Here is a 23803-nt window from a genome sequence, read left to right as displayed (position 1 = left end):
AGCCGGTCTTTCCGGTGCTCACGTAGGTACTGCCTACGCTCCGCTCCTCACTCCCTATCTTCATTCAATCTTCTCGGTGCTGAAAATCTAACTTTTTGAACACGCACTAATATCATTTTTTGTAGATGAGACGCTTTTCATGCGCTGATACCATACATTGCATCTTATGTCGATTAAGCCTTGTTACATAATCGTTCCATGAACTTCTTTATCCATCAACTGAACAGGTTTATTGTTCGCATCGACAAAAACAACAGTAGGTTTGTGTGAACTTAATTCTTCCTGAGAGATGATGGCATATGAAATAATAATCACTGTATCTCCTGGAGAAACTAACCGTGCCGCTGCTCCATTTAGACAAATAACGCCACTACCCCGTGAACCAGGAATAACATACGTTTCTAGACGAGCGCCATTATTGTTATTTACAATTTGAACTTTTTCATTCTCAAGTAAATCTGCCGCTTCCATCAAATTCTCATCTATCGTAATACTGCCTACATAATTTAAATTCGCTTCCGTTACTGTTGCTCGATGGATCTTGGACTTCATCATATGTCTAAACAAGAGAACCAGCCTCCTTTGGTATGAACAATATATTATCAATTAATCGGGTTGTACCGAACTTCACAGCTACAGCCATCATCACTTGATCACGAACGTCTGAAATCAATTCGTCATCTTGTAAAGGAATCAATTCAGGAAAAGTCAGCACTTGAACATAATCTATCACAGCCAGCGGAGAGGCAACAATCATCGATGTAAGCTTCTCGCGGATCTGAGAGATCGTTACGAGCTTCCTACAATCGAACTCGCCCTTTACCTCATGAAGAGAACGAGAAAGCACCAATGCCTGTTTACGCTCCTCTGGACTTAGGTACACATTCCTTGAACTGAGTGCAAGTCCATCTTTCTCGCGGACAATAGGACACGGTACGATTTCCACATCTATGTTCAGATCCCGGACCATTTGCTGAAGTACAGCGATTTGCTGTGCGTCTTTCATCCCGAAAAATGCGAGATCAGGCTGGACAATATTCATCAGTTTACTTACAACTGTCGTCACACCGTCGAAATGTCCTGGACGCGATGCTCCACACAGTAACTCCGTTAGCTCAGATACGATAATCTTCGTCTTTGTTGGTCGAGGATACATTTCATCCACCGTAGGGATAAATACAATATCTACACCTTGGCGTTCCGCCAAAGCTAAATCTCGCTCTTCATTTCGAGGATATGTCTCATAATCTTCCCCAGGTCCAAATTGAATTGGATTCACAAAAATACTTACAACGACCACATCACTCATCTCACGAGCACGGGTCATTAGGCTAGCATGTCCATCATGAAGATAACCCATCGTTGGAACTAATCCAACTCTGCTGTCCCCCATGTGATCCACTTTATATTGCTTAAGCGCTTGTCTTAATTCAATAATACTTCTGATCACTTTCATGACTTATCTCCCTTTGTCGTTCCATTTCCATAAAGGGAATCCAATACATGATCATCCGCCAAGAATACATGCTCGGAAGACGGGAAGGAACGTTCCTTTACTTCTTTCACATAATTCCCTAACCCTTCACGAATTAAAGATCCTATATCTCCATAAGTTTTGACAAATCGTTTATTCATGTAGGGAGATGCATATTGGAAAACATCATGAAACACCAGTACTTGTCCATCACAATAACGGCCCGCTCCAATTCCAATCGTCGGAATGGTTAATTCCTTTGAAATAGCTTCTGCCACTTGTTCCGTTACTAGTTCCAACACGATTCCAAAAGCTCCTGCTGCTTCTAAAGCTTTAGCTTCATCTATCAATCGCTGAGCATCCTTAGCATCTTTACCCTGTATCCGATAGCCACCAATTTGGTTCACTGATTGCGGTGTAAGACCAATATGACCTAAAACAGGCACGCCCGATTTCACAATAGTCTCTACAGTTGAGCATATTTCCAAACCGCCCTCGAGTTTTACAGCTTGGGCATGCCCCTCCTGCATAAGCTTTCTCACACCGCGTAAAGTCTCATCTATACTTCCGTGATATGTCATAAAAGGCATGTCAGCTACGATAAATGTGTTCTCGGCACCTCTAGCAACCGAACGGGTATGATACACCATATCCTCCAAAGTTACAGGGATTGTGGAGTTATATCCCAGTACGACATTCCCAAGTGAATCTCCTACTAGAAGGATGTCTACATTCGCTTCCTCAGCTAACTTAGCCGTAGGATAATCGTATGCAGTAACCATACTTAGAGGAATTCCTTCCTCTTTCATTTTTTTCATTTTCACAATATTTAGCATTGATTTAGTTGACATATTCATGCACTCCTTTCATTCTAAAGACAACAAAAAAACCTTTTAGTATTTCCACTAAAAAGGTCCGATAGTCAAAAAAGAGTCACTTTCGATCGTCCCTTCTGTCTCGGTCCTTCCGGCTCAGAGCAGAATCCAACGCACTCACAATATTCATTAAGCTTCCAATTGAACTTAAGTATTCAGTACAAGTGCAGTTCGACTTCATTCGATACCGCCTAGAAATTAGTATAACAAAAACAATCTCAAATTTCACTATTTAAGTTTGACATCACCAGAAATAATTGGCATGATCTCACCCATTCCCATATCCACAAGCAATGCGCCACTGGGATCTAGACCAACAGCAACACCTTCACGTATTCCATGATGTGTGTTTACTATAACCTCTTGTTGATTGCTAATCGATAATGCTTCCCACAATAAGGAGATAGGCTTGAAGCCCTCCTGTTGGTATAGCGTATACAGCGTTTCGAATTCTTCCATAACTTCAGCAATCAATCCGATGCGATCCACTGGACTTCCACTCTCTATTTTTAAAGATGTTGCAATATCCCGCAATTCTTCTGGGTATTCTTCTACATCTACATTCACACTTATACCGATCCCAGCAATACAATAACGTACAAGCTCATCCTCAACGACCGATTCCAATAAAATACCACATATTTTGCGTTTATTGAAAAGAATATCATTGGGCCACTTGAGTCCAACATTGATTCCTGTCGTCCTTCTGATTGCTCGACAGACAGCTACGCCTGTAAGAAGAGTAAGTTGAGACGTAAACTTCAAAGACTGTTGTGGACGAAGAATAAGGCTCATGTAGATCCCTTTACCTTTCGGTGAGAACCACTTACGCCCCAATCTACCTTTTCCACCTGTCTGTTCTTCTGCAATGATAAGCGTCCCTTCAGCAGCACCCTGCTCTGCTCTCTTTCGCGCTTCCTCTTGCGTAGAGACCGTCGTTTCTACGATTTCTATATCCGCACCCATCATCTTTGTCTTCAATGCGTTCTTTAACGTCAATACATCAAGCAAATCTGGTTTAACTAGAATACGATACCCTTTATTCGATACTGCCTCGAATTCGTACCCTAGGCTTCTTAGCTTATTAATTTGCTTCCATACCGCCGTCCGACTGATCGACAATCTTCTGCTTATTTCTTCGCCTGACATAAATTCGTCAGGATTCTGAAGTAATATACTCAATAAAGATATATCATTCATGATTTGTACTCACCCGTTTCATTTCAACAATTAGACTATCTTTATCGTTCTCGACGATCCCTGCTGCCACAACCAACAATAAATGTTGAAGCATCTCGCTCAGCCACGGACCTGCCTTCCGCTCCAATGCCTGTATGATTTCAACACCACTTACATTCAATTCTTTGAGATGGTGAACTCTCATTTGACTTCTCCACGTTGTAAGCATTTCCAAGACTTGTACAGAAATAATCCGTCTGTGCTCCGGAAGTACCTGTTGCATCATCAACCAGCCATCAGCAGTCGCTACTCCGAATGAAAGGACGAGCCTAATCCATGATAGTCTTCGTGTTTCATCAGACTCCGCACCATCCCGTGCTACATATTCTGCCCTTACTTGTTCATCTAACCGAAGCAGTCTGCAAATATCATCCTTCTCCTGGTTGCTAAATGTCCATTTCCTTAAATTTGCCCCTGCTTCGCTAGAAGTGAAATTTCCAGCATAAAGAAGTAGCCCCCATCTAACACTTAATGCCTCTGAACTTAATACATGCAGACCCAAGAGTAACTCCCGATCAAATCTTGAGCATAATATAGGTACTTTAGCGAATTCTAATAAAAGACTGCGACTTAAGAGTTCGAGCCCTCTTAGGGGATTCTCACCACGCATGATCTTTTCCATCTCAACTCGAATTCGTTCCAACGCTATGTATTGTAAATTACTGCGCTTAGATAATAAGCCCTTCCATGTACCCTTTGCGATCGAATATTCGAATACAGATGCAAATCGGACACAACGAACCATCCGCAGAGCATCCTCATCGAAACGTTCGAGTGGATCTCCAACAGCACGGATGATTTCTTTCTGAGTATCTTCTTGACCACCGAATGGATCAATGTATGTACCATCTACAGCCCTTGCGATAGCATTCATCGTGAAGTCACGACGCTTCAAATCCTCATTAATATCTTCCACAAAGGTAACCGCATCAGGACGTCGGTGATTGATATACGTCCCTTCTACCCGATACGTAGTCACTTCAAATGGATAGCCCTTCATCATCACCGTAACTGTACCATGCTGAATACCTGTAGGAATGGTGTGATCGAATAACGCCATCACTTCTTCTGGAGTCGCCGACGTTGTCAGATCCATATCATGAATAGGACGACCCATTAATTCATCCCTCACACAGCCTCCTACCCAATAGGCTTCGAACCCATGTTCCAGTAACAATTGCAGAAGGATTTCACTTTGTTCCGCCATTCCCGTCTCCGCATGATTCCATTTCACCAATGACAACTATCCATACACCTCATTCAAACATTCTGTATTTGGAATCTCCCGTCCCAGAACACGATAATAAATTTCTTCATATTTCTTCGTAATCAATGTATCACAGAAATCTTCCCTTGCACGTTGCAAACATGCCTTTCTGAATCTTTCACCTAAAGCAGCATCAGATAATAGCTGAATCGTAAAATCAGCCATTTCAGCGACCTCACCAATAGGAGCAAGGAACCCCGTCTCACCATGGATGACGAGTTCAGGTATGCCACCCGCTTCAGAACCTACCGTAGGTACACCACAGGCCATCGCTTCTAATGCCACCAGACCGAAACTTTCCTTGGAAGATGGTAGAAGCAGCACATCCGCAAGTGAAATAACATGTGCAATCTCATCTTGTTTACCGAGGAAATGAACCCTGTCAGTTAACCCCAATTCTTTAATCATACATTGAATTTTGGGCAGATCCGGACCTTCTCCAACTAACAATAGTTTTGATGGAATCACTTCATTGACCTTTGCAAAAATATCAATCACATCTGACACGCGTTTCACTGGGCGAAAATTAGATATATGCATCAATATTTTTTCATCAGGCTGGGCGAAATCTTGTCTTAAAGCAGTTGTGTCACGAGGGTAGTATACCCGTTTATCTACGAAATTGTATGTCAAGTCAATGTCTCGACTAATATCCAAGACATCTCTAGTTTCTCTAATCAAGTCATTCGATACTGCCGTAACTGCATCACTTTCATTTATGGCCAATCGAATAAGATCTTTAAGTGTTTCGTCTTGTGCTAATACAGTAATATCTGTTCCATGTAGTGTTGTTACTACTTTCAATTGATCCCCAACCATCTGCTTAGCTAGAAAAGCACATACCGCATGAGGCACAGCATAATGTACATGAAGGATATCAAGATTTTGTATTTTGGCAACTTGTGCCATCTTAGTAGCTAGCGCTAAATCATAAGGAGGATATTTAAATACATAATAATCACTCACTTCAACTTCATGATAAAAGATATTTTTCTGAAACGTCGTTCCTAATCTAAATGGAACACTGTGAGTAATGAAATGAACCTGATGCCCCTTCTCAGCTAACAACTTTCCTAGCTCAGTTGCAACCACACCCGAACCACCTAGTGATGGATAGCAAGTAATTCCAATTTTCAAAAATTTACCCATTAACGTATTCCCCCTTACCTCTTCGGACTCATAACCCCATACTATGCTTGGCAGGAGACAATTATATAGCATACCAACATTCAGTTGGTTAAGTTAAAAAACGTTCTACCAAGAACGGTGACTTTACAGCGAAACCTTCAGCATACGGAACAAGTCTACGTTGACCCACTAATCGATCACGAGACTTCACGCGTTCGATATATCCTTGAGTAAGAGGAGTATCGATCGCCTCTTCTGTTAACTTTTCAAATTGAGATCGATAACATGAAAGTGCCTTCTCCTTCATTTCATAATGATTTGAAATATCTACGATGAGATCCGCTTGTCCTAGATCATTAATGAAATAATAAACCAACTGATCCACATTCACGACCGGTTGGTCAGGCATATAACGTCGAAGCTTTGCATTAAACACGGCCTCTTCAACTAACTTACTACAAGCAACATGATCAGGATGCCTGTCCTCCCAATAAGGTGCAAACACGATTCGCGGCGCAAGTCGCCGAATTTCTGCAGTAATCGCCTCTATATTATTCCGAGTCATAGTTAAACCTCGATCAGGAAGACCCAGATTACTTCGTGAAGACAATTCCAATACTTTACCCGCTTCTTCTGCCTCTTGCTTACGAGTCTCCACAGTACCATTTGAAGACATCTCCGCAAAAGTCAAATCGCATATTCCTACTCGGTAGCCCGCCTCAACATGTTTATATATCGTTCCTGCCATGCCAATCTCTGCATCATCTGCATGCGCACCGAACACGAGAATATCTAGCTGATCTGTCATACATCATCACTAGTTGGCTTATACTTATGTACGAGTTCACGCCATGCAAAGTCACCACGGTCCAGCGCCTTAACAAGGATCTCAGCTGTAGCAATATTCGTTGCAAGAGGTATTCCTTGAACATCACATAAACGCAGAAGCGCATTAATATCTGGTTCATGTGGCTGCGCCATGAGCGGGTCTCTCAAGAAAACGATAAGATCCATTTCATTTTGTGCAACGAGAGCACCAATCTGTTGATCTCCTCCAAGGGGACCCGACATGAATCGGTGAATTTTCAATTTCGTGTTCTCCATAATTCGCAATCCCGTTGTACCCGTAGAATACAATCCATGACCTTCAAATACATGCTCGTAAGCAATAACGAAATTGACCATTTCTTCTTTCTTTCGGTCGTGAGCTATAAATGCAATTTTCATAGTTTCTATCTCCCCTATCTCCCTAGTTAGTCAATGAATTGTTCAAACCCATATACTAGCCCAGTGTACTCCATCACTTTTTGTATTCCTACTTTCACGCCAGGCATATATGCTGCCCGTTCATATGAATCATGACGAATTTTAAGTGATTGACCGAATCCAGCAAGAATCACTTCCTGTTGGGCAAAAATCCCTGGCAATCGAACGCTATGAATTCGAAATCCATTATAATACCCGCCGCGCGCTCCTTCAATCGTCTCTTTTTCCTGCGGATTTCCTTGTCGAAGCTCGTTACGATTCTCTAGAATCATTTCTGCGGTTTTGATCGCCGTTCCTGAAGGTGCATCAAGCTTCTGATCACCGTGATACTCTATAATCTCAAGATGTGGAAAGTATTTACTTGCCTGTGCAGCAAACTTCATCATCAATATAGCACCAATAGAGAAGTTAGGTGCGATTAAACCACCAATTTCCTTTTCTTGACACAGCTTGTCCAGTTCCTTAATCTCTTCTGGTGTAAAACCAGTCGTTCCTATCACTGGTCTCACACCATGTTTAATTGCAATTAATGTATTCATATACGCAGATTCTGGTGTGGTAAAGTCAACCATCACATCTGGCTTTTGCTCGGCAAAAGCAAATTCAATATCAGATGTAACCATAATTCCACTTAAAGGTAATCCAACTAAACTAGCAACATCTAACTCACCAGCAGACCGATCTACCGCGGCTACCAATTCAAGTTCTTGATCTTCCAACACCAACTTAACAACCTCTTTACCCATGCGGCCTCCAGCACCTATAACCGCCACTCTAATTGGAACTGACATGTCTCAGATCTCCCCGCTTCCTCATTATATATTGGATCCATTCATATAATCTTTAAATTTTTTTTTTAATTGTTCCAATAATTTATCCAACCCCTGCTCTGCTGGCAAAAGAAATAACGCTTCCTTTAACGTCGCAATCGCAGTCGCATGTTCATTCAACTCACTATATGCTAACGCTAAACAAACATAAGCTTCACCATATAACGGATCTAATTCGATGGCCTCTTTTAGTGAGGTAACCGCCTTATATAAATCAATTACAGTAAGATTCTGTAGTTGATCTAGTTGTTTCTTTGATTCTTGTACAAGATACATCGCTTTGAGATGTTGTAGGTACAACTGATAAACAACCTTATCCGGAGCTAGATGAAGAGCCCTTTCAGCGTATTCAATTCCCTTAACAAGCCGGTTATTTCTAGCATAGGTAATCGAACACTTATAATAAATCTCAGCATCTAACGGGTTTAAACTAATAGCTTCTTCGAAAAGACGGATCGCTTCTACAAAATCATTCTGTAGAATACAACGGTATGCCTGTTGAATATAGTCTTCCGATTTCATATGCTGTTCTCACCTTCAAATGGGTTTTATACAGCATATGTGCTATATACCTAATCTGTGTCTTTTTTAGTCCAGCGATTCGCATCACGAGTATTAAATTTATGCATGACAGAATCATGCGCTTTGCTCAAATCGATACCTAATGAGTTAGCGAAACACATTGTAATAAAGAGGATATCTCCAAGTTCTAGCTCAATTGAATTATGTTCTTCACTTGGTTTTTTAGGTTTTTCACCAAATTCATGATTCACTTCACGTGCTAATTCGCCAACTTCCTCCGACATCCTCGCTAACATAGATAATGGATTGAAATATCCTTCTTCAAATTGCGAAATATAGCGATCCACTTCGCGTTGCATCTCTGCCAATGATTTCTCCATATTTTACACAACCCCTTTAGATGTTGTTCAAAAAGTCATCTTTTGATCACGAAGTATACCAAGAGGCGTATTCGACATCGAAGATTGAATTCAACCGTAAATACAACATTTTCTTGTTACTTATTTTACTCCAAATGTGCTATTAAAGCTATTTTGTAATGATTTTTTTTAATATTCGTTAAAAAAGGTATACTACTAGTGACATAATAATCTATGTTTTTCCTATTTCTGAATATGTGGGGGATACAAATGAACTTAACGAACATTACTACACGATTTAAAATGGTTGTTCCCATCATTATGGGTACCGCAATTTACGCTTTCGGTCTTCTTTATTTTATCATTCCTAACCAATTAATGGAAGGTGGAGTCACAGGGATTACAATATTGCTTCATTATGCTTTCCAAATTCCACCTTCATTATCTACTTTAATTTTGAATGTCCCTCTTTTTATAATGGGATGGATGATTTTAGGTAAGAAACAAATGCTCTACACGGGGATCGGTATCGTATCTTTGACTTTTTTTCTTTGGTTTTTTGAAAAGCTCATAGAGCGTGGGCTTATTTCTCCTTTTGTGACCCAATATGACTATATACTAGCCTCTCTATACGCAGGAGTCACATTGGGTGGAGGGCTTGGAATTGTATTCCGTTTCGGAGGAACTACTGGGGGATCTGACATCATCGCAAGGATCTGTAGTCGTAAATTTGGGTGGAGCATGGGACAAGTCATCTTGGCGCTGGATGTCATCATCATTGGAGCTTCTTTATTCTTCATTCCTATTGAGAAAATTTTATACACTTTCGTTGCCGTTTATATTGCATCTAGAGTGATCGACTTTATCCAAGAAGGGGCATACGCCGCAAAAGCCTTCACAATTATTAGTGATCATGCTCCTGAGATCGCCGATCTCATTACGAAGGAAATGGATCGAGGGGTAACACTAATTCCTGCAATCGGTGCCTACTCTAAGCAAGCCAAATACATGGTCTATTGTGTCGTTTCTAGACAAGAGATTCGACGTCTCAGCCTGATTATTAAGTCCATTGATCCCCGAGCTTTCATCATTATTAATGATGTTCATGACGTTCATGGTGAAGGGTTCCGCGAAGATCATAAGTGAAGTCTACTACCATAACTTATGCACCCCTTGGTATTTGCGATAACCTACATAGATAAGTGTAGACAATATAAATAATCCACCTATCCAGATTCCATTCTGATAGGAATGAAGGTCGAATTGCGCTGAGAAAGCAGGTTCGTCCTTTTTCTTACCAAATAACGTATTAACCAATTCTTCCCCTTGAATAACTGCACTTCGAATAGAATCTGCTTTAGATGTCTCTGATGCTGTCATACCACCTACAAAAGATATCCAGGAATCCATCATGCTGACCTCAAATGGTTTCTTCTGTATCACAACGGCTGGTCGAATTAACTCATAATGGGCTTGCAGACTGTCGTAGGCCTTTTTCAAACCTTGTTTATTATTCTCATTCAATCGGTTCTGCATCATACTTAAATCTTCACGCATAACTTTATAATATTGGTACCATAAAGGTTGTTCTTTATTACTTAGACTATCTGCTGCTAAACGTAGTTTCGCTGCAGATTTCAACCATTCTTCTGCTTGAATGGATGATTGAGTCGTTGCCATCTTCATTTCTACAATGCACTCTACAAGAGCTTGAATACCTTCAACTTCCGTCAGACCTTCGAACGAAGAGGACGTAAATATTTGTTCAACTCTCTCTGTTGCGAGACGAATCTCCGCCAAATTCCCATCCACAACATTACGGTATAACCTCTCTACAGCTATATTTAATTGCGTTGCTTGATCGATAGGTGCTGATGATGATCCTTCCGACCAGACCACACCTGGATTTGTAATAAACATAAATATAACGCTAACCATCAACCAAAGTATTGGGTGAGATCGTGTAATACGTAACATGGACATCCCTCCTACCGTAAATGTATGGTCAGAGGGATGCATATAGAACAAGATTCTATTGTTTGATAGCAGGGGTACGAAGCCTAGCATACCTCAATGTAATCCATGCTATTGCAACACTGATGATAGTCAGTCCTATCGTGAAGTTCTCTACAGCCTTTAAGTTGTCATGTAACACACCTGGGAGATAAGGATACACACCATATGTATAATCTATGAAATCATTCGATAGAGTCCATGCAGCAGCACCAATTAACAACCTAGAATTGAATCCAAATAAGCGAACATACACTAATGCCTCAATCACCATAGCCGAATGGGACACAACGAGCATCCAATCCTGCCATTGCAAAATATCCCCTTGATATTGGCCCGCAAATATCATACTACAAGCCCATATCCCATACTTCACCGATGTAACTACTGCCAATGCCTCAATGATATGACGAATGGTTTGACCCCATCCCGTTCGAGGCGGCATCAATAAACATCCAATAGCAACCGTAAAGAATAAGCTTGCCGTAGGACTATCTGGGACAAAAACAATTAACCATGACGCATAATGTGCTAATGTGTCTTCCATTTGGCCCCCGTACCATATATATCCATATACTGTTCCGACGAGATTACATAGAAATAGAAGCCACAGAAAACTTCGTTTACTCAGAAATGATGTGCTCCAAAAATAAGAAATAGACAATATTGCTCCTCCTTAGGTGATAAGAAAAAAACCTGATCTTTTTAAAGAATCAGGTTTTCATTTGATTTTACTATTCTGATTTCTGTTTCGCAAGCCAAGCTGCCAATTCATTAACGTCTTGATCCGTTAAACCTGCTGCAATAGCCTGGTCATACATTGGAGACATACGTCCTTGACCTTCTTTGATAACTGATAGAATCGCTGCCTCATCATAATTATCACCAATGCCACGCAATGATGGACCAGCATTCCCTTTCAGGTCCGCTGCATGGCAAGAAATACAACCTGCCAATTTGTAAGTTTCCATCGCTTGATCTTCTTTATCAACAATAGCAATTTCTTTGGTTACAACGGCATTGGAAGTAGGAAGACCCTTTGCACGCTTCGCTTCCGCATCTAGAACACGTTGATGAGTCTCAGGTATCTGATTTGTAGCTTCTAGTTCATTTATATAATGCGTCCAAGCTGAGTTTGTTAGAAACACGATCGCCGCTATCGAAAGTAACATAAGCGATGATGTGATAGGTCTGCGATAGAACCGGCGCTCTTTACCTGTATCTAGGAAAGGCGCTAGCAATAATGCCATAAAGGCTACTCCCGTAACACCAACGACTCCAAGAGCAACATAATCACCAGAGGCGTAAGGCAGTTTCAAATATTCATATAAGAATAAGAAATACCAATCCGGCATTGGAATAATCGTTGCACTTGGATTTGCTGGAAAACCAAGTGGAGCAGGTTCTGCAATCGTTAATACTAAGAATCCGACAAGAACGACAACCCCAACCATCCATTCTTTTAACAGAAAGTTTGGAATAAACGCTTCCGATTTACCAGGATAAGCTGTGTAATCCGGTGGCACAACAAAGCCTTTCCCCTTCTTGACACGAGAATCACCAACAAAAACTACCTTTTCTTTCGAATCTTTTCCGTGCGCCATCAATATACCTCCCTTCTATTATAGTGGACCGGAAATTCCCTGTCTGCGGATCATAATGAAATGTCCAACCAACAGAGTTAACAATACGGCCGGGAGGAAAAATACGTGTAATGCAAAGAATCGAGTTAACGTCTGAGCACCAACGATCGTACCACCTTGCATCAATTCTTTCAGAACAGGCCCTAGATATGGAACAGAGTTTGCGATTTCCATCGTTACTCTCGTTGCAAAGTAGGCCTTGTTATCCCAAGGAAGTAAGTAACCTGTTAGTCCTAGACCCAACATAACGAAAAAGATGAGCATACCTACGACCCAGTTCATTTCACGCGGGGCTTTATACGAGCCCGTAAAGAATACACGCATTGTATGTAGAAACATCATGACAATAACTAAACTCGCTCCCCAGTGATGCATTCCTCGCACAATTTGACCAAACGCAACCTGTGTCTGCAAATACTCAACACTGTTATAAGCATTCATAATATCGGGTACATAATACATCGTCAGGAACATACCTGACAAAATTTGAATGACGGTAATAAAGAATGTCAATCCACCGAAGCAATAAACAAATGCAGAAAAGTGATGCGCCGGGTTAACATGTTCCGGAACTTCATGGTCTGCAACGTCTCTCCATATCGGCGTGATATCAAGACGTTCGTCAATCCAGTTATAGATATTCTTAAACATCCGAAATATTCGCCTCCTATTTCACTTCCGTATTTGGTTCAGTACTTCCTAAATATACCCATCCATTGTCAATCGATATTTTGTAAGTATCGAGTGGTTTTGGCGATACTGATAGGTTCTTGCCGACTTTCGTATAACGAGCTCCGTGGCAAGGGCAGTGATACTCGTCTGGATATGATTTGTTATTATTCCATCCCACAATACATCCCAAATGCTTACAGATGGGAGATAAAGCATAAATCTTACCGGATTCATCCTTACGAATCCATGCAACTAAGTTAGCCGTACTTGGATACCAGCCATCTTGTTGTTTGAGTTCAAATTTAAACTCTTGTGGTTCATTAGTAATTTTACTAACTTCAACAACTTTAATGAAATCTTCATCTGTCTTCTTCTGCAGAATTGGATCTACCGCAAATCGTACCATTGGCAATATTGCACCAGCAGCCATATAGGCTGTCGCGCCTCCCAATGTATACGTTAGAAATTGTCGACGAGACATCTCCTTGTTACTATTTGGTAGGTATTCCTTTTCTTGATGATCATTTTGGTTGTTCTCCATGTCTTCAACCCCCTTTTCAACCCGTTCATTAAGTAATTCAATGATATTTATCACACCAATTACCAAGACAACTTAATAATATATTAGCCTCTTAAGACCGTCAACAATTCATGCTCATTTTCATGTCAACAAAAAAAATTCTTAACTGCAAAATGTCGTAATTCTGTCACATTTATCTTAAGCAGTTCCTTTTCCAGAGGTTTTCTACTTTTTCTTGTATGATAGATGATAGCGACAAATGTTGATCCACTAGTAATTCTTCTAATTTCGGCTGTGATAATATTAAGTCAGAATGAGTACATTGGGGTGACTCTAAATAGGTATCTGCTGTCATAACAATAACATATTTAAACCCACTTTTCTTAACTTTGTGACAAATATCATTTAATAGTTCACAATTTGCTTGTCCTCCATAATGAAATGCAGGGTATGTGACCATCCTCCCATTGTAACGAGATTCAACTAAATCCATCAAATCACGTAATCTTTCCAATGCCGCCGTAGCTTCGATAGGAGATTCCACACCCGTCAGACCTGTAAAAGGAATCAGACAAGTATCTAAGTAAGGTTGCAGTTCTAACCATGACTCAGGAGATATTTCGCTAAACTTCATAATACTCATCCCTTCTATAATGATATATGAACTTAAATCTAACCTAAAAAAGAAGAAATGCAAAGATGCATTTCTTCATTTCAAAGTCCTTAGCACTTCGGTAAGTTCTGTAAAAGCCACCTTATCTCCGTTGGCCAACGCTATATCAATTTTCTTGTAGACCTCTTCGCTACGATATATACGGACAGCTTCATCTAGGACCATCTCAGCTGCTAACCCCAACATCACTTCGTTAGTAACTTTCAACTTATCCAATTGAATGCACCCCCACACTTTAGATCTGAACTATTTCCTTACCTCTTACCGTCATTTTCACAACAATTCCCTTTTCTTCACTTTCACCAATGCGGAGAAGCCCTAGATGCATCATCATTTGAATGACACGTTCTTCCATAATCATCTGTGACGTATCGTAGTAGAACGGCTTAATCAACCAGCCTAAAGCCTCATGTAACGATGTAAGCGTAACCCAATCACTACAACATTGATCAATCCAATAAACTAAAGACGACAAATTAGGAATCGGTCGTTTATACAGTCTTAACCAGAATTGAACCATTCGTACCATTTCCTCACTTCCCCCTTGCTCCAACCATTCCAGCCCTAGCTCTGTTAGTTTTAATCTATGATCTGACTCATCAATATACCCCTTATGGAATGCGTAATCATAGATTAAAGCTAATCTAACTGGATATACATGAAAGGTCCTTCCATATCCAAATCTCCATCCTCCTTTTGATAACAAAGGTTCTGAAATATGAAAACTGTCCATAATCTGTTGCTGATTCCTTCGATACATCGTGTACTCCTGATTCATTTCAATCTCCTGCTGTTGAACATAACGCAGAAAGAATCCCAAATCTTCTTTCAGAAGGGCCTGTTCTTCGCGATAGACCGCTGGTTCACTTGAACTTATAATCATACTTTTCAAATAACCGCCTAATTCCTTGCGGAATCTATCCTTCAGATCGCGTGGAATCTGGAAGAGATACTTTGTATCCTGTGATAACCCATTGAAAATCCAACCACTTCTTTTGAATCGAGCAATCGTGTCTCGAGGATTTAATTTCTTCACCTGTACATTCGAGCTGTCTGCCTCTACGCTCTGAAAGGAAGTTTGGCTAATAATTGCAATGAACTCCTCCAGATTGAAGAATTGTCGATCATCGAACAGAATAGCGTTAAGAAATCTCAAATCATCCACGGAGAGACAACGAATCTGTTGCCCTATAAATTCCCTATGATTCAAAGTCACTAAAATACTTTGAATTAACTCATGTTTCGAATTCTGCTTGCATTCGCATTGGTAGTGGCTTGCAATCGTTGTCAGCTGCCCAATATCAGCAAACGTGAGCATATCCGCTAGATTCATGGTTCGATTCATGGTTCATCGCCTCACCGTTTTAGTACCATTATTGGTAGTTACTCCTCATTTGATACCTAAAAAAAGAAAAACGCCTTCAGCATAATTGATCGGGGGTTCGGAGAGTTCAGGTAGTGGGAGTAATATCCCTCTAATCGAAACAAGCTGATATGACGAGAGTCTCCAACTGATTCCGCGATGTTAAGCCAACAAAAAAGACTATCCTTAGTCAGTTTATGACTTATAGGACAGCCCAATTTACTGTATCTTCAGTAAATGACGATTACAATTGTATAATAGAGGCTTCCAATTCAAATCCTCTTTCTCCAAAATTGTTAATGATAAATTTCCAATTCTCTCCGTATATATATCGTTGTACATCGCTATATATAATTGGGCAAGAAAAGCGCCGTGACTTATAACGAGAATATTTCTGTCAGGATACCTTTTCCACATGTCTTCCAAAAAGGCAAGACCTCGCACTTGAATGTCTTCATCCTTTTCCTGACCGAGATCTAGCTGATTCCAATCCTTACCCCACTTCTTCTCCCGTTGCTCAGCTGTTAACCCCTCTACTTGTCCGAAGGAGCGCTCTAACAGTCGTTCATCAGGTTCCATTACGGGAATGGACAATATCGATGCGATAATAGCTCCTGTCTCATCTGCACGTGTTAGTCCGCTGCTAATCACAGAATCCCACGTATAGGATTCTTCTCTTAGTCGTTCGCCTAAAGCTACGGCCTGTGCCCTACCCTCATCATTCAAGGGAATATCCGTTTGACCCTGAATCTTCCCTAATGCGTTCCAGTCTGTAATTCCGTGACGGATCAATCCTATCTTCATCCTCTTATCCTCCAATCCAAATAACGTTTCCTAAATCAACGACGAATGCGACTTAACCTTCGTAGGGAGTATAGCGCTAGAGCTACACTTATAGTAGATAGTACCATCCAATAAAGAGGATGCGTAGGACCCATATTGATCACCAGAGGTTCAATGATTCCGCTATTCAACTCAGGAATAATATAAGTTGCTTCCGTAGAACTTCCTGCAATCTCAGTGGGAAAGATACCATTCGATGATACGATTTCAATCTTAGATTTAGATGGATCTAGCTTAATAAAAAATAAGAAACTTATAAAGAACAACATAAGGCAACTAATAATCCATACTGATAGTCTCTGTCTTGTCGCTACTGGTACTTCAAATGGCTTACTCTGATCCTGTATCAACCACGGAGATTCGCTAAATATCCGATCCATTACCTGCCGATTGATAGATTCCGATCTTAATTCTGTCCATTCATCACTTAAATCATGCATTAGCAATCGGCTTTCTTCCCAAAGCTCGAATTCAGCTGAACACTCGCTACAGGTTGCTATATGTTGTTCTAACATAAGCCTCTTCGGATGATCTATGGATATATCCCACATCAACCCGAATAATTCCTGAGCCTCACAGCATTTCATCTGTTCGTCATCCCTTCGAATTCGTCATTAGTGTCGTTATAATAGTAAGGTTCCAGTTGTATTTTCACACTAGAGCGTGCTCGAAATAAAAGCGATTTCACAGAACTTACACTTTGTCCGAGTATATTAGCGATCTCCTGATAGTCTAATTGATCATATTCTCTTAGAATTAAGGCAGAACGCTGCTTCTCAGGCAAATTGTTGATGGCAGATCTCACCATATTGACTTTTTCATTACGAAGAATCGCTTGTTCTGGTGCCACTTCAAAGGGTGCAACAGGAACAAATCCACTCTCATCAAGCGGAATATTTACACTACGTTGTTTACGCAATTCACTTAAGACCGTATTCCGAGCGATCGTATATAGCCATGTGGAGAATGAGGCATCCACCTCTCTGAATGTATGGAGACTGCGGTATGCTTTGTAAAATGTTTCTGAACAAAGATCCTCCGCCATAAGCTCCATATTAGAACTCTTTAGCATATGATAGACAAACGCTAGTATTTTACGCTGATAACGACGCATTAATACGGAGAAAAGTTCGACATTCCCCTCTTTAATCTCTCGAATCATCTGGGAATCCGACATATGTATGCGACCTCCTCGCCAAACATCCACTAAATTTGTGCCATTTCAAGCCATTATGTATAGACAAATTTCCCAACAATCCAACAATCATTCCTAAAACATTGTAACATAAACTGCATTGATAGTCAGTTAGATTGATAGATTCCCCCATATTACCAATTATATATTTACATATCCTTCTTTTAATTTTCGGTTACTTTCACCGCCCCAATCATCATCTTGGAGCACCATCGCTTGTATTTTCACGTCAGCTGGAACAAAAGTTAATTTATAAAAAGTGTTCTCATCTACACAAACCTCATAATATAAGTCGTATAATTTTTTCTCATGAAGCGGCAATTGAATAGGTATAGCAGTACCCACAGATAAAACCTCCAGCTTATCCGGTTCTAATACTTCAAATGGAACTACAAAACATCTCTGTGTGTATCGACCTAATGTAAATTGCTCTTTAAACACCAAGCAAACCTCCGCTTTAAAATTACCATCGAGTAACGGATCAAAGGTAATATATCCAGGATGAATAATAACCCCCTGTTCTACATTTCCATCCCCCCATTGACACAAGGTCTCATCAAATATCCTAGAGCGAATTTGAATTTGATGATGTGAAATATGAAGCTGTATCCTTTGCGTTTCTTCCTTCATCTCTATCCTCCTAATATATGTGTATGCACTCTGAATCAAAGTTATATTAACTCATTCCGTGTTTTCAAATACTTGTATAATATCATACCCGCGAATGAACATATAAGAGCACATAATCCAATAAATCCATATCCAGCTTGCAATCCACGTAATAAACCTATTTCTGTATCGACTCCGTATACATTCTTTACCCCATCTGTAATCGCCCCAATCAGATAATTCCCTATCACGCTGCCAATTCCCATCATGGTCACAGTAAAGGTAATCGCTGTATCACTTCCTGTAGGGTATCTCTTAGCAATAAAGGCCATAACCGTAGGATATATAGGTGCAATACCAATACCTGCTACAGCAAAGAAAATAGCAGCTGGTTCACCAGCTAGGATAGCTATAAAAGTACAGATACCAGCAAATGCTGATAATATGATGATCGAAAGATTAAACCCTATTTTATCAGTAACAGGTCCTAAAAAGAGTCTTGCCCCTGAAAAGAAAAGAAAGAAGGTGGATAGCATTCCTGCCGCAACTGTTGTATTCCAATCGTAAGATTTCTCAAGGAAATTGACCAGCCAGCCACCCACTGCCAACTCTGATACTACTCCGAAAGAGAGTATTGCAACTAATAGCCATAATGCCGGGTCTCTCATTAATACTTTTAGCGGAATTCGATCCTCTTCTAATAAATCGTCCCCTGGAAAGCGACTCATCAACGCCGGTATCATAGGTATGACCGATAAACATAACATCACGAGGTACATTCCTCGCCAATCCAATGTATGATTGAATATAGTTAACGTCATTAACCCGGAAGCTAGCAAGGGTGCGACCGTAGAACTAAGCCCATAGAAGAAATGTGACAAGTTCATCATCGTTCCCGTATTTTTCACAAAAATCCGAGCTCCAAGTATAGCTAATGCGATCTCAAGCATTCCATTTCCAATGTACATCAAGAAATAAGATGCAGAGAAGAATGTATAGGTATGGGAAACAAAAATAAGAATCCCGGAAATAATCATAGATCCAAAGGCAATCATACTCGCCCACTTTATTCCTATTTTTCTTGTTAATATAGCTGTGAAGGAACACGCAATAAGATAACCTAAGGCATTCAGTGATAATAATGTACCTAGCTGAATTTCGTCAAGATTGAAGCTCATCTGTATTCGAGGAATGGCAGGTCCCTTAATATTTTCAGAAACACCAAAAATAATGAACCCAATGAATATCGTCGCTAACTGTAAAGAATAATTTTTATTGAATAATTTTTTGCGTTGAGTTTTCATTTATAACTCCCCTAATCTGATGTTGTAATATGTATAATATCGTAATCTAGCTGTGTATGCTTTCATTATATTAACTTGTAGTTTAATTTTGCTATCCTATCGAATGTAACTAACACTATCAAAACTGGAATTATCAACGCAAAATTTGTATAGTTCTATATGAAAGAGTTATACAAATGACTTAAGAAACGAAAGGTTGATTACCATGTTATCATCAGTTGAGATCCACCGTAGTGAAGCACCTTCATCTGTTCGTTGTATGATTATAACAGTCTCTGATACGCGGACACCAGAAACGGATGCAAGCGGCGCCTTATTAAGGGAACTCTTGGAATTATCTGGATATGAAATAACAGACTATCAAATTGTACCCGATTCATACGAGCAAATTCAGTCTGTTATTGGTGAAGGAATACAGAATCCTTCCGTAGAAGCTATTCTTCTAAATGGCGGTACTGGAATTGCCTTAAGGGATACGACTTATGAAGCCGTTTCAGATATCCTCGACAAAGAAATGCATGGATTCGGAGAGTTATTTCGCTATTTAAGCTTTACTGAGGATATCGGAACAGCAGCTATTCTAAGTCGAGCCATCGCAGGTGTATGTAATCATAGAGCCATCTTTTCGATGCCTGGATCGACGGGGGCGGTCAAGCTTGCTACAACTAGAATTATTATCCCTGAACTGCGACATGTTATGAGAGAAATTTATAAAGATCTATAATATCGGCTAAATAGCGAACATAGATACCAGTAAGAAGAATACGACACTTACAATTTCAATCATACCCACTTTCATCGGGCGCATCTGCTTGCCACCGTATACGAATGAACGAATGAGCGCAAGACTATACGACAACATCATCCATGGGATACCTACAATCCAAGGTATAACGAGTAGGATCACATGGTAGATGCGAGTGGCCATCAGCCAGCTTTTATCTCCTCTTTTGCGAAAGACAGATTTCACGAAAAATACAGTGCCTGTAAAATATAAAAAGTTAAACAAAATAACGACCATCATCGTATAGTCCCAACTCCCACCACCCACCAAATAGGCAGCCGCTCCTCCAAGTGAAAAGATAATAATAGCGCAGAGGTCGTTAACGATCTCACGTTCAGATCTTTGCTTGGCATGCCAAATATTAACTAGCAGCAAGCCGACAAGTGGAATTGCGAAATACAATAACTCCGTGTACATATAAAGTGGTAATCCAACACATATTAGGGCAATCACGGCGTATATAACACCCCATTTAATAAATCGTCCACGATTCGATTTTTTCTTCATCGCTTGTAGTAATGGATATGATGCCAAGTATAAAAATAACCAAGCTAAAAAGAGTAGCAGGTGTAACCACTGAGGTCTACCTGCCATCATTCCCATTATAAAAGGAACACTCACCATAGCCCATCCACCATGTTCATGGGGAATTACGATATTTCTCTTCACTACATGATCACTCCATCCTACCTAATTTATTACATCAGATTATACCCTTCATTCATCCTTCCTTCTACCCGTTAGCAGTAGCAACATGAAGGAGAAGAACACCATTGAGCCCGCCCAAGCGAAGGCCATCGTGTTATTCCCACTGTCTACCGCCACATAAATAGCTGTCGGTATAGTCTGAGTCTTACCTGGAATATTGCCGGCTATCATTAATGTAGCTCCGAATTCACCCAATCCACGTGCGAAGCTAAGGATATAAGCTGTGAGAACAGATGGAACCGCTAATGGTAAACAAATATGCCAAAAAAGCTGCCATTCATTAGCCCCTGCCGAACGACCTGCTTCTTTCAAATCTTTGTCTACTGAGGAAAATCCCAGTCTCATCGTTTGATATACAAGCGGAAACGAAACTACAATAGAGGCTATTACAGCTGCCCACCATGAAAAAATAATCGGTGCCGAAAAGATCCACTCCATAATGCGACCGATGATACTTCTTCTCCCCAATGACACTAATAGAAAAAAACCCACTACCGTTGGCGGAAGCACCAGTGGTAGCATAAATGCTGTCTCCAGCAATACTTTTCCTTTAAATGTTGCCCTTGACATCCACCATGCGATCGCTACCCCACTAATCGTTGCTACTATACTTGACAATAACGCTACTTGCATAGACAACCTTATGGGATCCCAATACTGTTGCCAATTCATCACGGCTGTGTCGTTTGCGATGCAGATATTGTAAATCCATACTTTGTAAATACATTCAAGGCTTCCTCAGACTGGAGATAAGACAATAGATTTTCTGCTTCCTTCTGATGCTTCGTCTCTTTTACGATTCCGAAAGGATATTCCGCAGTTGTATACGTTGAAGGATCTACTATATATGCCATTTTCACATTGGAAGTTAATAGTGCATCTGTTTTGTACACGAAACCAATATCTGCATTTCCTGTCTCTACATATTGAAGTACCTGGCGCACATCTTTCGCTTGAACTAACTTCGGCTGTAGCGCTTCCCATACATTATCATGGGCCAAAGCTTCTTTGGCATAGTTCCCAGCAGGAACACTTTCTGGAATTCCAAGCGCAATCTTGCTAATTCCATCTACAGATAGATCTTCCGATTTCTCAATCGTTAATTTACTATCTGTAGGAACGATTACAACGAGTTCATTCATTAGAACATTCATTTGCTGAGCCTCTTCGATGAATTGCTCCTGGACTAGCTCATTCATCACCTTCGTTGATGCGGATAGGAATAAATCTGTTGGAGCTCCTTGCTCAATCTGTTGCTTCAGAGCACCCGATGCACCAAAGTTAAAGTGAAGCTTAATATTCTCATTCTCCAACTCATAAGCTGTTTGTATTTCATTCAAGGCATCCGTCAAACTGGCTGCAGCTGAGATCGTTAATTCTACCTTTTCAGGTGCTACTGTTGCCGTATTACAACCAAACAATGATATTAACATGACAGCTAGCAACATAAATAACATCATATGGTTAATCATTTTTTTCATTATTATAGCCTCCTTATCCGCCAATTTGTGACATTCTTCGAATAGTCGGAGTCTGAGTCGTCTGTTCGTCTAGTAAATGCTTAGACATTTCATGAGTTTCTGGCTTGGTGCCAAGAGCTTCCATAAACAATTGACGAATGGCTTCATCATCGCCAATCACTCGGCGAACTTGGAATTGCTCAGACCATGCCAGACAAGGTTTAATATATCCATCCGCTGTAAGACGGAGTCGATTACATGTTTGGCAGAAATGATTACTAATCGGATGAATGAGACCGAAGCTTCCCTTAGCCCCATGCAGTCTATAATTATCCGAAGGTCCATTACCTTGAAGCGATGATACAGGATCGAATGTCCAATGATTGTCCGTGCACACGTCAAATACTTGTTGTAAAGGCTGGTATAAACTTTTCCACTGTGAATCATGGTGACCAATGGGCATATATTCGATAAAGCGCACGCTAATATCTCGTTCCAATGTCAGCGCAAGAAAGTCCGCGATTTCATCATCGTTGATTCCTTTCATCAGCACGACATTCAATTTAATCGGTGAAAGTCCTACTCTCAAACATTCATCAATGCTCGCTAGTACTTTATTAATATCGCCACCACGTGTAATCGACTTGAAACGATCCGCTTGCAAAGAATCCAGACTGATATTCACACGGGATAATCCTGCTTCCTTCAAGCGCTCTGCTCTTGGAGCTAGAAATATCCCATTCGTAGTTAGTGCGATATCCTCAATACCTGGTATTTGGGCAAGCATTCCTATAAGGACGTCTAATTCTTTACGAACAAGCGGCTCTCCACCTGTCAAACGTAATTTGCGTACTCCCATTCCTGCTAGCACTCTGACTACTTCGGTAATTTCTTCATAAGTTAAGAGATGTCCTGCTGGCTCAAATTCCATTCCTTCTTCTGGCATACAATAGATACAACGTAAATTACAACGGTCTGTGACCGATATGCGCAAGTAATCATGTTTCCGTCCGAATGGATCGATTAATGATGAAACCTCCATATGCTTATTCCCCT

General features: G+C 40.5%; 30 protein-coding genes. 2 read left to right on the top strand and 28 right to left on the bottom strand.

All coding sequences use genetic code 11. The features are described 5' to 3' along the window. Window positions 1-183: 183 nt before the first annotated feature. The 11 genes from panD to AC1TO8_RS08125 all read right to left on the bottom strand — a co-directional run bounded on the left by panD (window position 184) and on the right by AC1TO8_RS08125 (window position 8981). Window positions 184-567 (bottom strand): aspartate 1-decarboxylase, encoded by a 384-nt coding sequence (panD, locus tag AC1TO8_RS08175; RefSeq protein WP_482055077.1) that lies wholly within the window; start codon window positions 565-567, stop codon window positions 184-186. Next, a complete protein-coding gene (gene panC / locus AC1TO8_RS08170; RefSeq protein WP_482055076.1) occupies window positions 560-1456 on the bottom strand; it encodes a pantoate--beta-alanine ligase in 897 nt (298 codons plus the stop codon). Before panC ends, panD begins: the two co-directional genes overlap by 8 nt. Then, window positions 1453-2325 (bottom strand): 3-methyl-2-oxobutanoate hydroxymethyltransferase, encoded by an 873-nt coding sequence (gene panB, locus AC1TO8_RS08165; protein WP_482055075.1) that lies wholly within the window; start codon window positions 2323-2325, stop codon window positions 1453-1455. Before panB ends, panC begins: the two co-directional genes overlap by 4 nt. A 252-nt stretch (window positions 2326-2577) precedes the next feature. After that, window positions 2578-3552, bottom strand: coding sequence for a biotin--[acetyl-CoA-carboxylase] ligase (locus AC1TO8_RS08160; protein ID WP_482055265.1), 975 nt, complete (start codon window positions 3550-3552; stop codon window positions 2578-2580). Beyond that, a complete protein-coding gene (locus AC1TO8_RS08155; protein ID WP_482055264.1) occupies window positions 3542-4822 on the bottom strand; it encodes a CCA tRNA nucleotidyltransferase in 1281 nt (426 codons plus the stop codon). The genes AC1TO8_RS08160 and AC1TO8_RS08155 overlap by 11 nt, the downstream gene beginning before the upstream one ends. A 9-nt stretch (window positions 4823-4831) precedes the next feature. Further along, window positions 4832-6004 (bottom strand): N-acetyl-alpha-D-glucosaminyl L-malate synthase BshA, encoded by a 1173-nt coding sequence (bshA, locus tag AC1TO8_RS08150; protein ID WP_482055074.1) that lies wholly within the window; start codon window positions 6002-6004, stop codon window positions 4832-4834. Window positions 6005-6092: 88 nt separating this feature from the next. After that, window positions 6093-6791: a bacillithiol biosynthesis deacetylase BshB1 gene (gene bshB1, locus AC1TO8_RS08145; RefSeq protein WP_482055073.1), complete on the bottom strand. Its 699-nt coding sequence runs from the start codon at window positions 6789-6791 to the stop codon at window positions 6093-6095. Further along, window positions 6788-7210, bottom strand: a complete 423-nt coding sequence (gene mgsA, locus AC1TO8_RS08140; protein WP_482055072.1) for a methylglyoxal synthase — start codon at window positions 7208-7210, stop codon at window positions 6788-6790. Before mgsA ends, bshB1 begins: the two co-directional genes overlap by 4 nt. 26 nt (window positions 7211-7236) lie before the next feature. Further along, complete coding sequence (dapB, locus tag AC1TO8_RS08135; protein WP_482055071.1) at window positions 7237-8040, bottom strand: 4-hydroxy-tetrahydrodipicolinate reductase; 804 nt, start codon at window positions 8038-8040, stop codon at window positions 7237-7239. A gap of 24 nt (window positions 8041-8064) precedes the next feature. Beyond that, a complete protein-coding gene (locus AC1TO8_RS08130; protein WP_482055070.1) occupies window positions 8065-8601 on the bottom strand; it encodes a tetratricopeptide repeat protein in 537 nt (178 codons plus the stop codon). Between the two features lie 50 nt (window positions 8602-8651). Beyond that, a complete protein-coding gene (locus AC1TO8_RS08125) occupies window positions 8652-8981 on the bottom strand; it encodes a nucleotide pyrophosphohydrolase (RefSeq protein WP_482055069.1) in 330 nt (109 codons plus the stop codon). Window positions 8982-9230: 249 nt separating this feature from the next. On the opposite strand from AC1TO8_RS08125, the gene AC1TO8_RS08120 reads away from it, so the two are divergent. Beyond that, window positions 9231-10106 carry a YitT family protein gene (locus tag AC1TO8_RS08120; RefSeq protein WP_482055068.1) on the top strand — a complete coding sequence of 292 codons (876 nt, stop codon included), beginning with the start codon at window positions 9231-9233 and terminating at the stop codon, window positions 10104-10106. Window positions 10107-10112: 6 nt separating this feature from the next. Here the strand turns inward: AC1TO8_RS08120 and AC1TO8_RS08115 are convergent, their stop codons facing one another. From AC1TO8_RS08115 to AC1TO8_RS08055, 13 genes are all read right to left on the bottom strand, one after another. After that, complete coding sequence (locus AC1TO8_RS08115; RefSeq protein ID WP_482055067.1) at window positions 10113-10937, bottom strand: sporulation protein YpjB; 825 nt, start codon at window positions 10935-10937, stop codon at window positions 10113-10115. A gap of 55 nt (window positions 10938-10992) precedes the next feature. Then, on the bottom strand, window positions 10993-11637 hold the full coding sequence (locus AC1TO8_RS08110) for a DUF1405 domain-containing protein (RefSeq protein ID WP_482055066.1): 645 nt from the start codon (window positions 11635-11637) through the stop codon (window positions 10993-10995). Window positions 11638-11707: 70 nt separating this feature from the next. Continuing rightward, complete coding sequence (locus AC1TO8_RS08105) at window positions 11708-12577, bottom strand: c-type cytochrome (protein ID WP_482055065.1); 870 nt, start codon at window positions 12575-12577, stop codon at window positions 11708-11710. A gap of 18 nt (window positions 12578-12595) precedes the next feature. Then, window positions 12596-13267 carry a menaquinol-cytochrome c reductase cytochrome b subunit gene (gene qcrB, locus AC1TO8_RS08100; RefSeq protein ID WP_438351245.1) on the bottom strand — a complete coding sequence of 224 codons (672 nt, stop codon included), beginning with the start codon at window positions 13265-13267 and terminating at the stop codon, window positions 12596-12598. A 16-nt stretch (window positions 13268-13283) separates the two neighbouring features. After that, window positions 13284-13829 carry a QcrA and Rieske domain-containing protein gene (locus tag AC1TO8_RS08095; protein WP_482055064.1) on the bottom strand — a complete coding sequence of 182 codons (546 nt, stop codon included), beginning with the start codon at window positions 13827-13829 and terminating at the stop codon, window positions 13284-13286. A gap of 172 nt (window positions 13830-14001) precedes the next feature. Further along, on the bottom strand, window positions 14002-14442 hold the full coding sequence (locus AC1TO8_RS08090; protein WP_482055063.1) for a DUF2487 family protein: 441 nt from the start codon (window positions 14440-14442) through the stop codon (window positions 14002-14004). Window positions 14443-14517: 75 nt separating this feature from the next. Beyond that, on the bottom strand, window positions 14518-14697 hold the full coding sequence (locus AC1TO8_RS08085; protein WP_482055062.1) for an IDEAL domain-containing protein: 180 nt from the start codon (window positions 14695-14697) through the stop codon (window positions 14518-14520). 19 nt (window positions 14698-14716) lie between these two features. Next, entirely contained in the window at window positions 14717-15826 is a 1110-nt protein-coding gene (locus AC1TO8_RS08080) for a hypothetical protein (RefSeq protein ID WP_482055061.1), read from the bottom strand. A 237-nt stretch (window positions 15827-16063) separates the two neighbouring features. After that, on the bottom strand, window positions 16064-16648 hold the full coding sequence (locus AC1TO8_RS08075; RefSeq protein WP_482055060.1) for a histidine phosphatase family protein: 585 nt from the start codon (window positions 16646-16648) through the stop codon (window positions 16064-16066). A gap of 35 nt (window positions 16649-16683) precedes the next feature. Beyond that, a complete protein-coding gene (locus AC1TO8_RS08070; RefSeq protein ID WP_482055059.1) occupies window positions 16684-17274 on the bottom strand; it encodes an anti-sigma factor family protein in 591 nt (196 codons plus the stop codon). Next, the gene (locus AC1TO8_RS08065; RefSeq protein WP_482055058.1) at window positions 17271-17864 is read right to left on the bottom strand and encodes an RNA polymerase sigma factor; all 594 of its coding nucleotides are present in this window, start codon (window positions 17862-17864) and stop codon (window positions 17271-17273) included. Before AC1TO8_RS08065 ends, AC1TO8_RS08070 begins: the two co-directional genes overlap by 4 nt. A gap of 159 nt (window positions 17865-18023) precedes the next feature. Beyond that, window positions 18024-18512, bottom strand: a complete 489-nt coding sequence (comJ, locus tag AC1TO8_RS08060; RefSeq protein WP_482055057.1) for a competence protein ComJ — start codon at window positions 18510-18512, stop codon at window positions 18024-18026. A gap of 41 nt (window positions 18513-18553) precedes the next feature. Next, window positions 18554-19795 carry an MFS transporter gene (locus AC1TO8_RS08055; RefSeq protein ID WP_482055056.1) on the bottom strand — a complete coding sequence of 414 codons (1242 nt, stop codon included), beginning with the start codon at window positions 19793-19795 and terminating at the stop codon, window positions 18554-18556. Window positions 19796-20000: 205 nt separating this feature from the next. Here AC1TO8_RS08055 and AC1TO8_RS08050 point away from each other — a divergent pair, with 205 nt between their 5' ends. After that, a complete protein-coding gene (locus AC1TO8_RS08050) occupies window positions 20001-20519 on the top strand; it encodes a MogA/MoaB family molybdenum cofactor biosynthesis protein (RefSeq protein ID WP_482055055.1) in 519 nt (172 codons plus the stop codon). Between the two features lie 6 nt (window positions 20520-20525). Here AC1TO8_RS08050 and AC1TO8_RS08045 read toward each other — a convergent pair whose 3' ends face one another. From AC1TO8_RS08045 to moaA, 4 genes are read right to left on the bottom strand one after another with little or no spacing between them, the layout of a single operon-like run. Next, window positions 20526-21248 (bottom strand): YwiC-like family protein, encoded by a 723-nt coding sequence (locus tag AC1TO8_RS08045; protein ID WP_482055054.1) that lies wholly within the window; start codon window positions 21246-21248, stop codon window positions 20526-20528. A gap of 48 nt (window positions 21249-21296) precedes the next feature. Beyond that, complete coding sequence (gene modB / locus AC1TO8_RS08040) at window positions 21297-21920, bottom strand: molybdate ABC transporter permease subunit (protein ID WP_482055053.1); 624 nt, start codon at window positions 21918-21920, stop codon at window positions 21297-21299. 38 nt (window positions 21921-21958) lie between these two features. After that, window positions 21959-22768 (bottom strand): molybdate ABC transporter substrate-binding protein, encoded by an 810-nt coding sequence (modA, locus tag AC1TO8_RS08035; RefSeq protein ID WP_482055052.1) that lies wholly within the window; start codon window positions 22766-22768, stop codon window positions 21959-21961. Between the two features lie 13 nt (window positions 22769-22781). Further along, window positions 22782-23789 (bottom strand): GTP 3',8-cyclase MoaA, encoded by a 1008-nt coding sequence (gene moaA, locus AC1TO8_RS08030; protein ID WP_482055051.1) that lies wholly within the window; start codon window positions 23787-23789, stop codon window positions 22782-22784. Window positions 23790-23803 lie beyond the last annotated feature (14 nt).

Source organism: Paenibacillus sp. Y859 (assembly GCF_056786405.1).
This window is presented reverse-complemented; position numbering and strand designations above follow the sequence as displayed.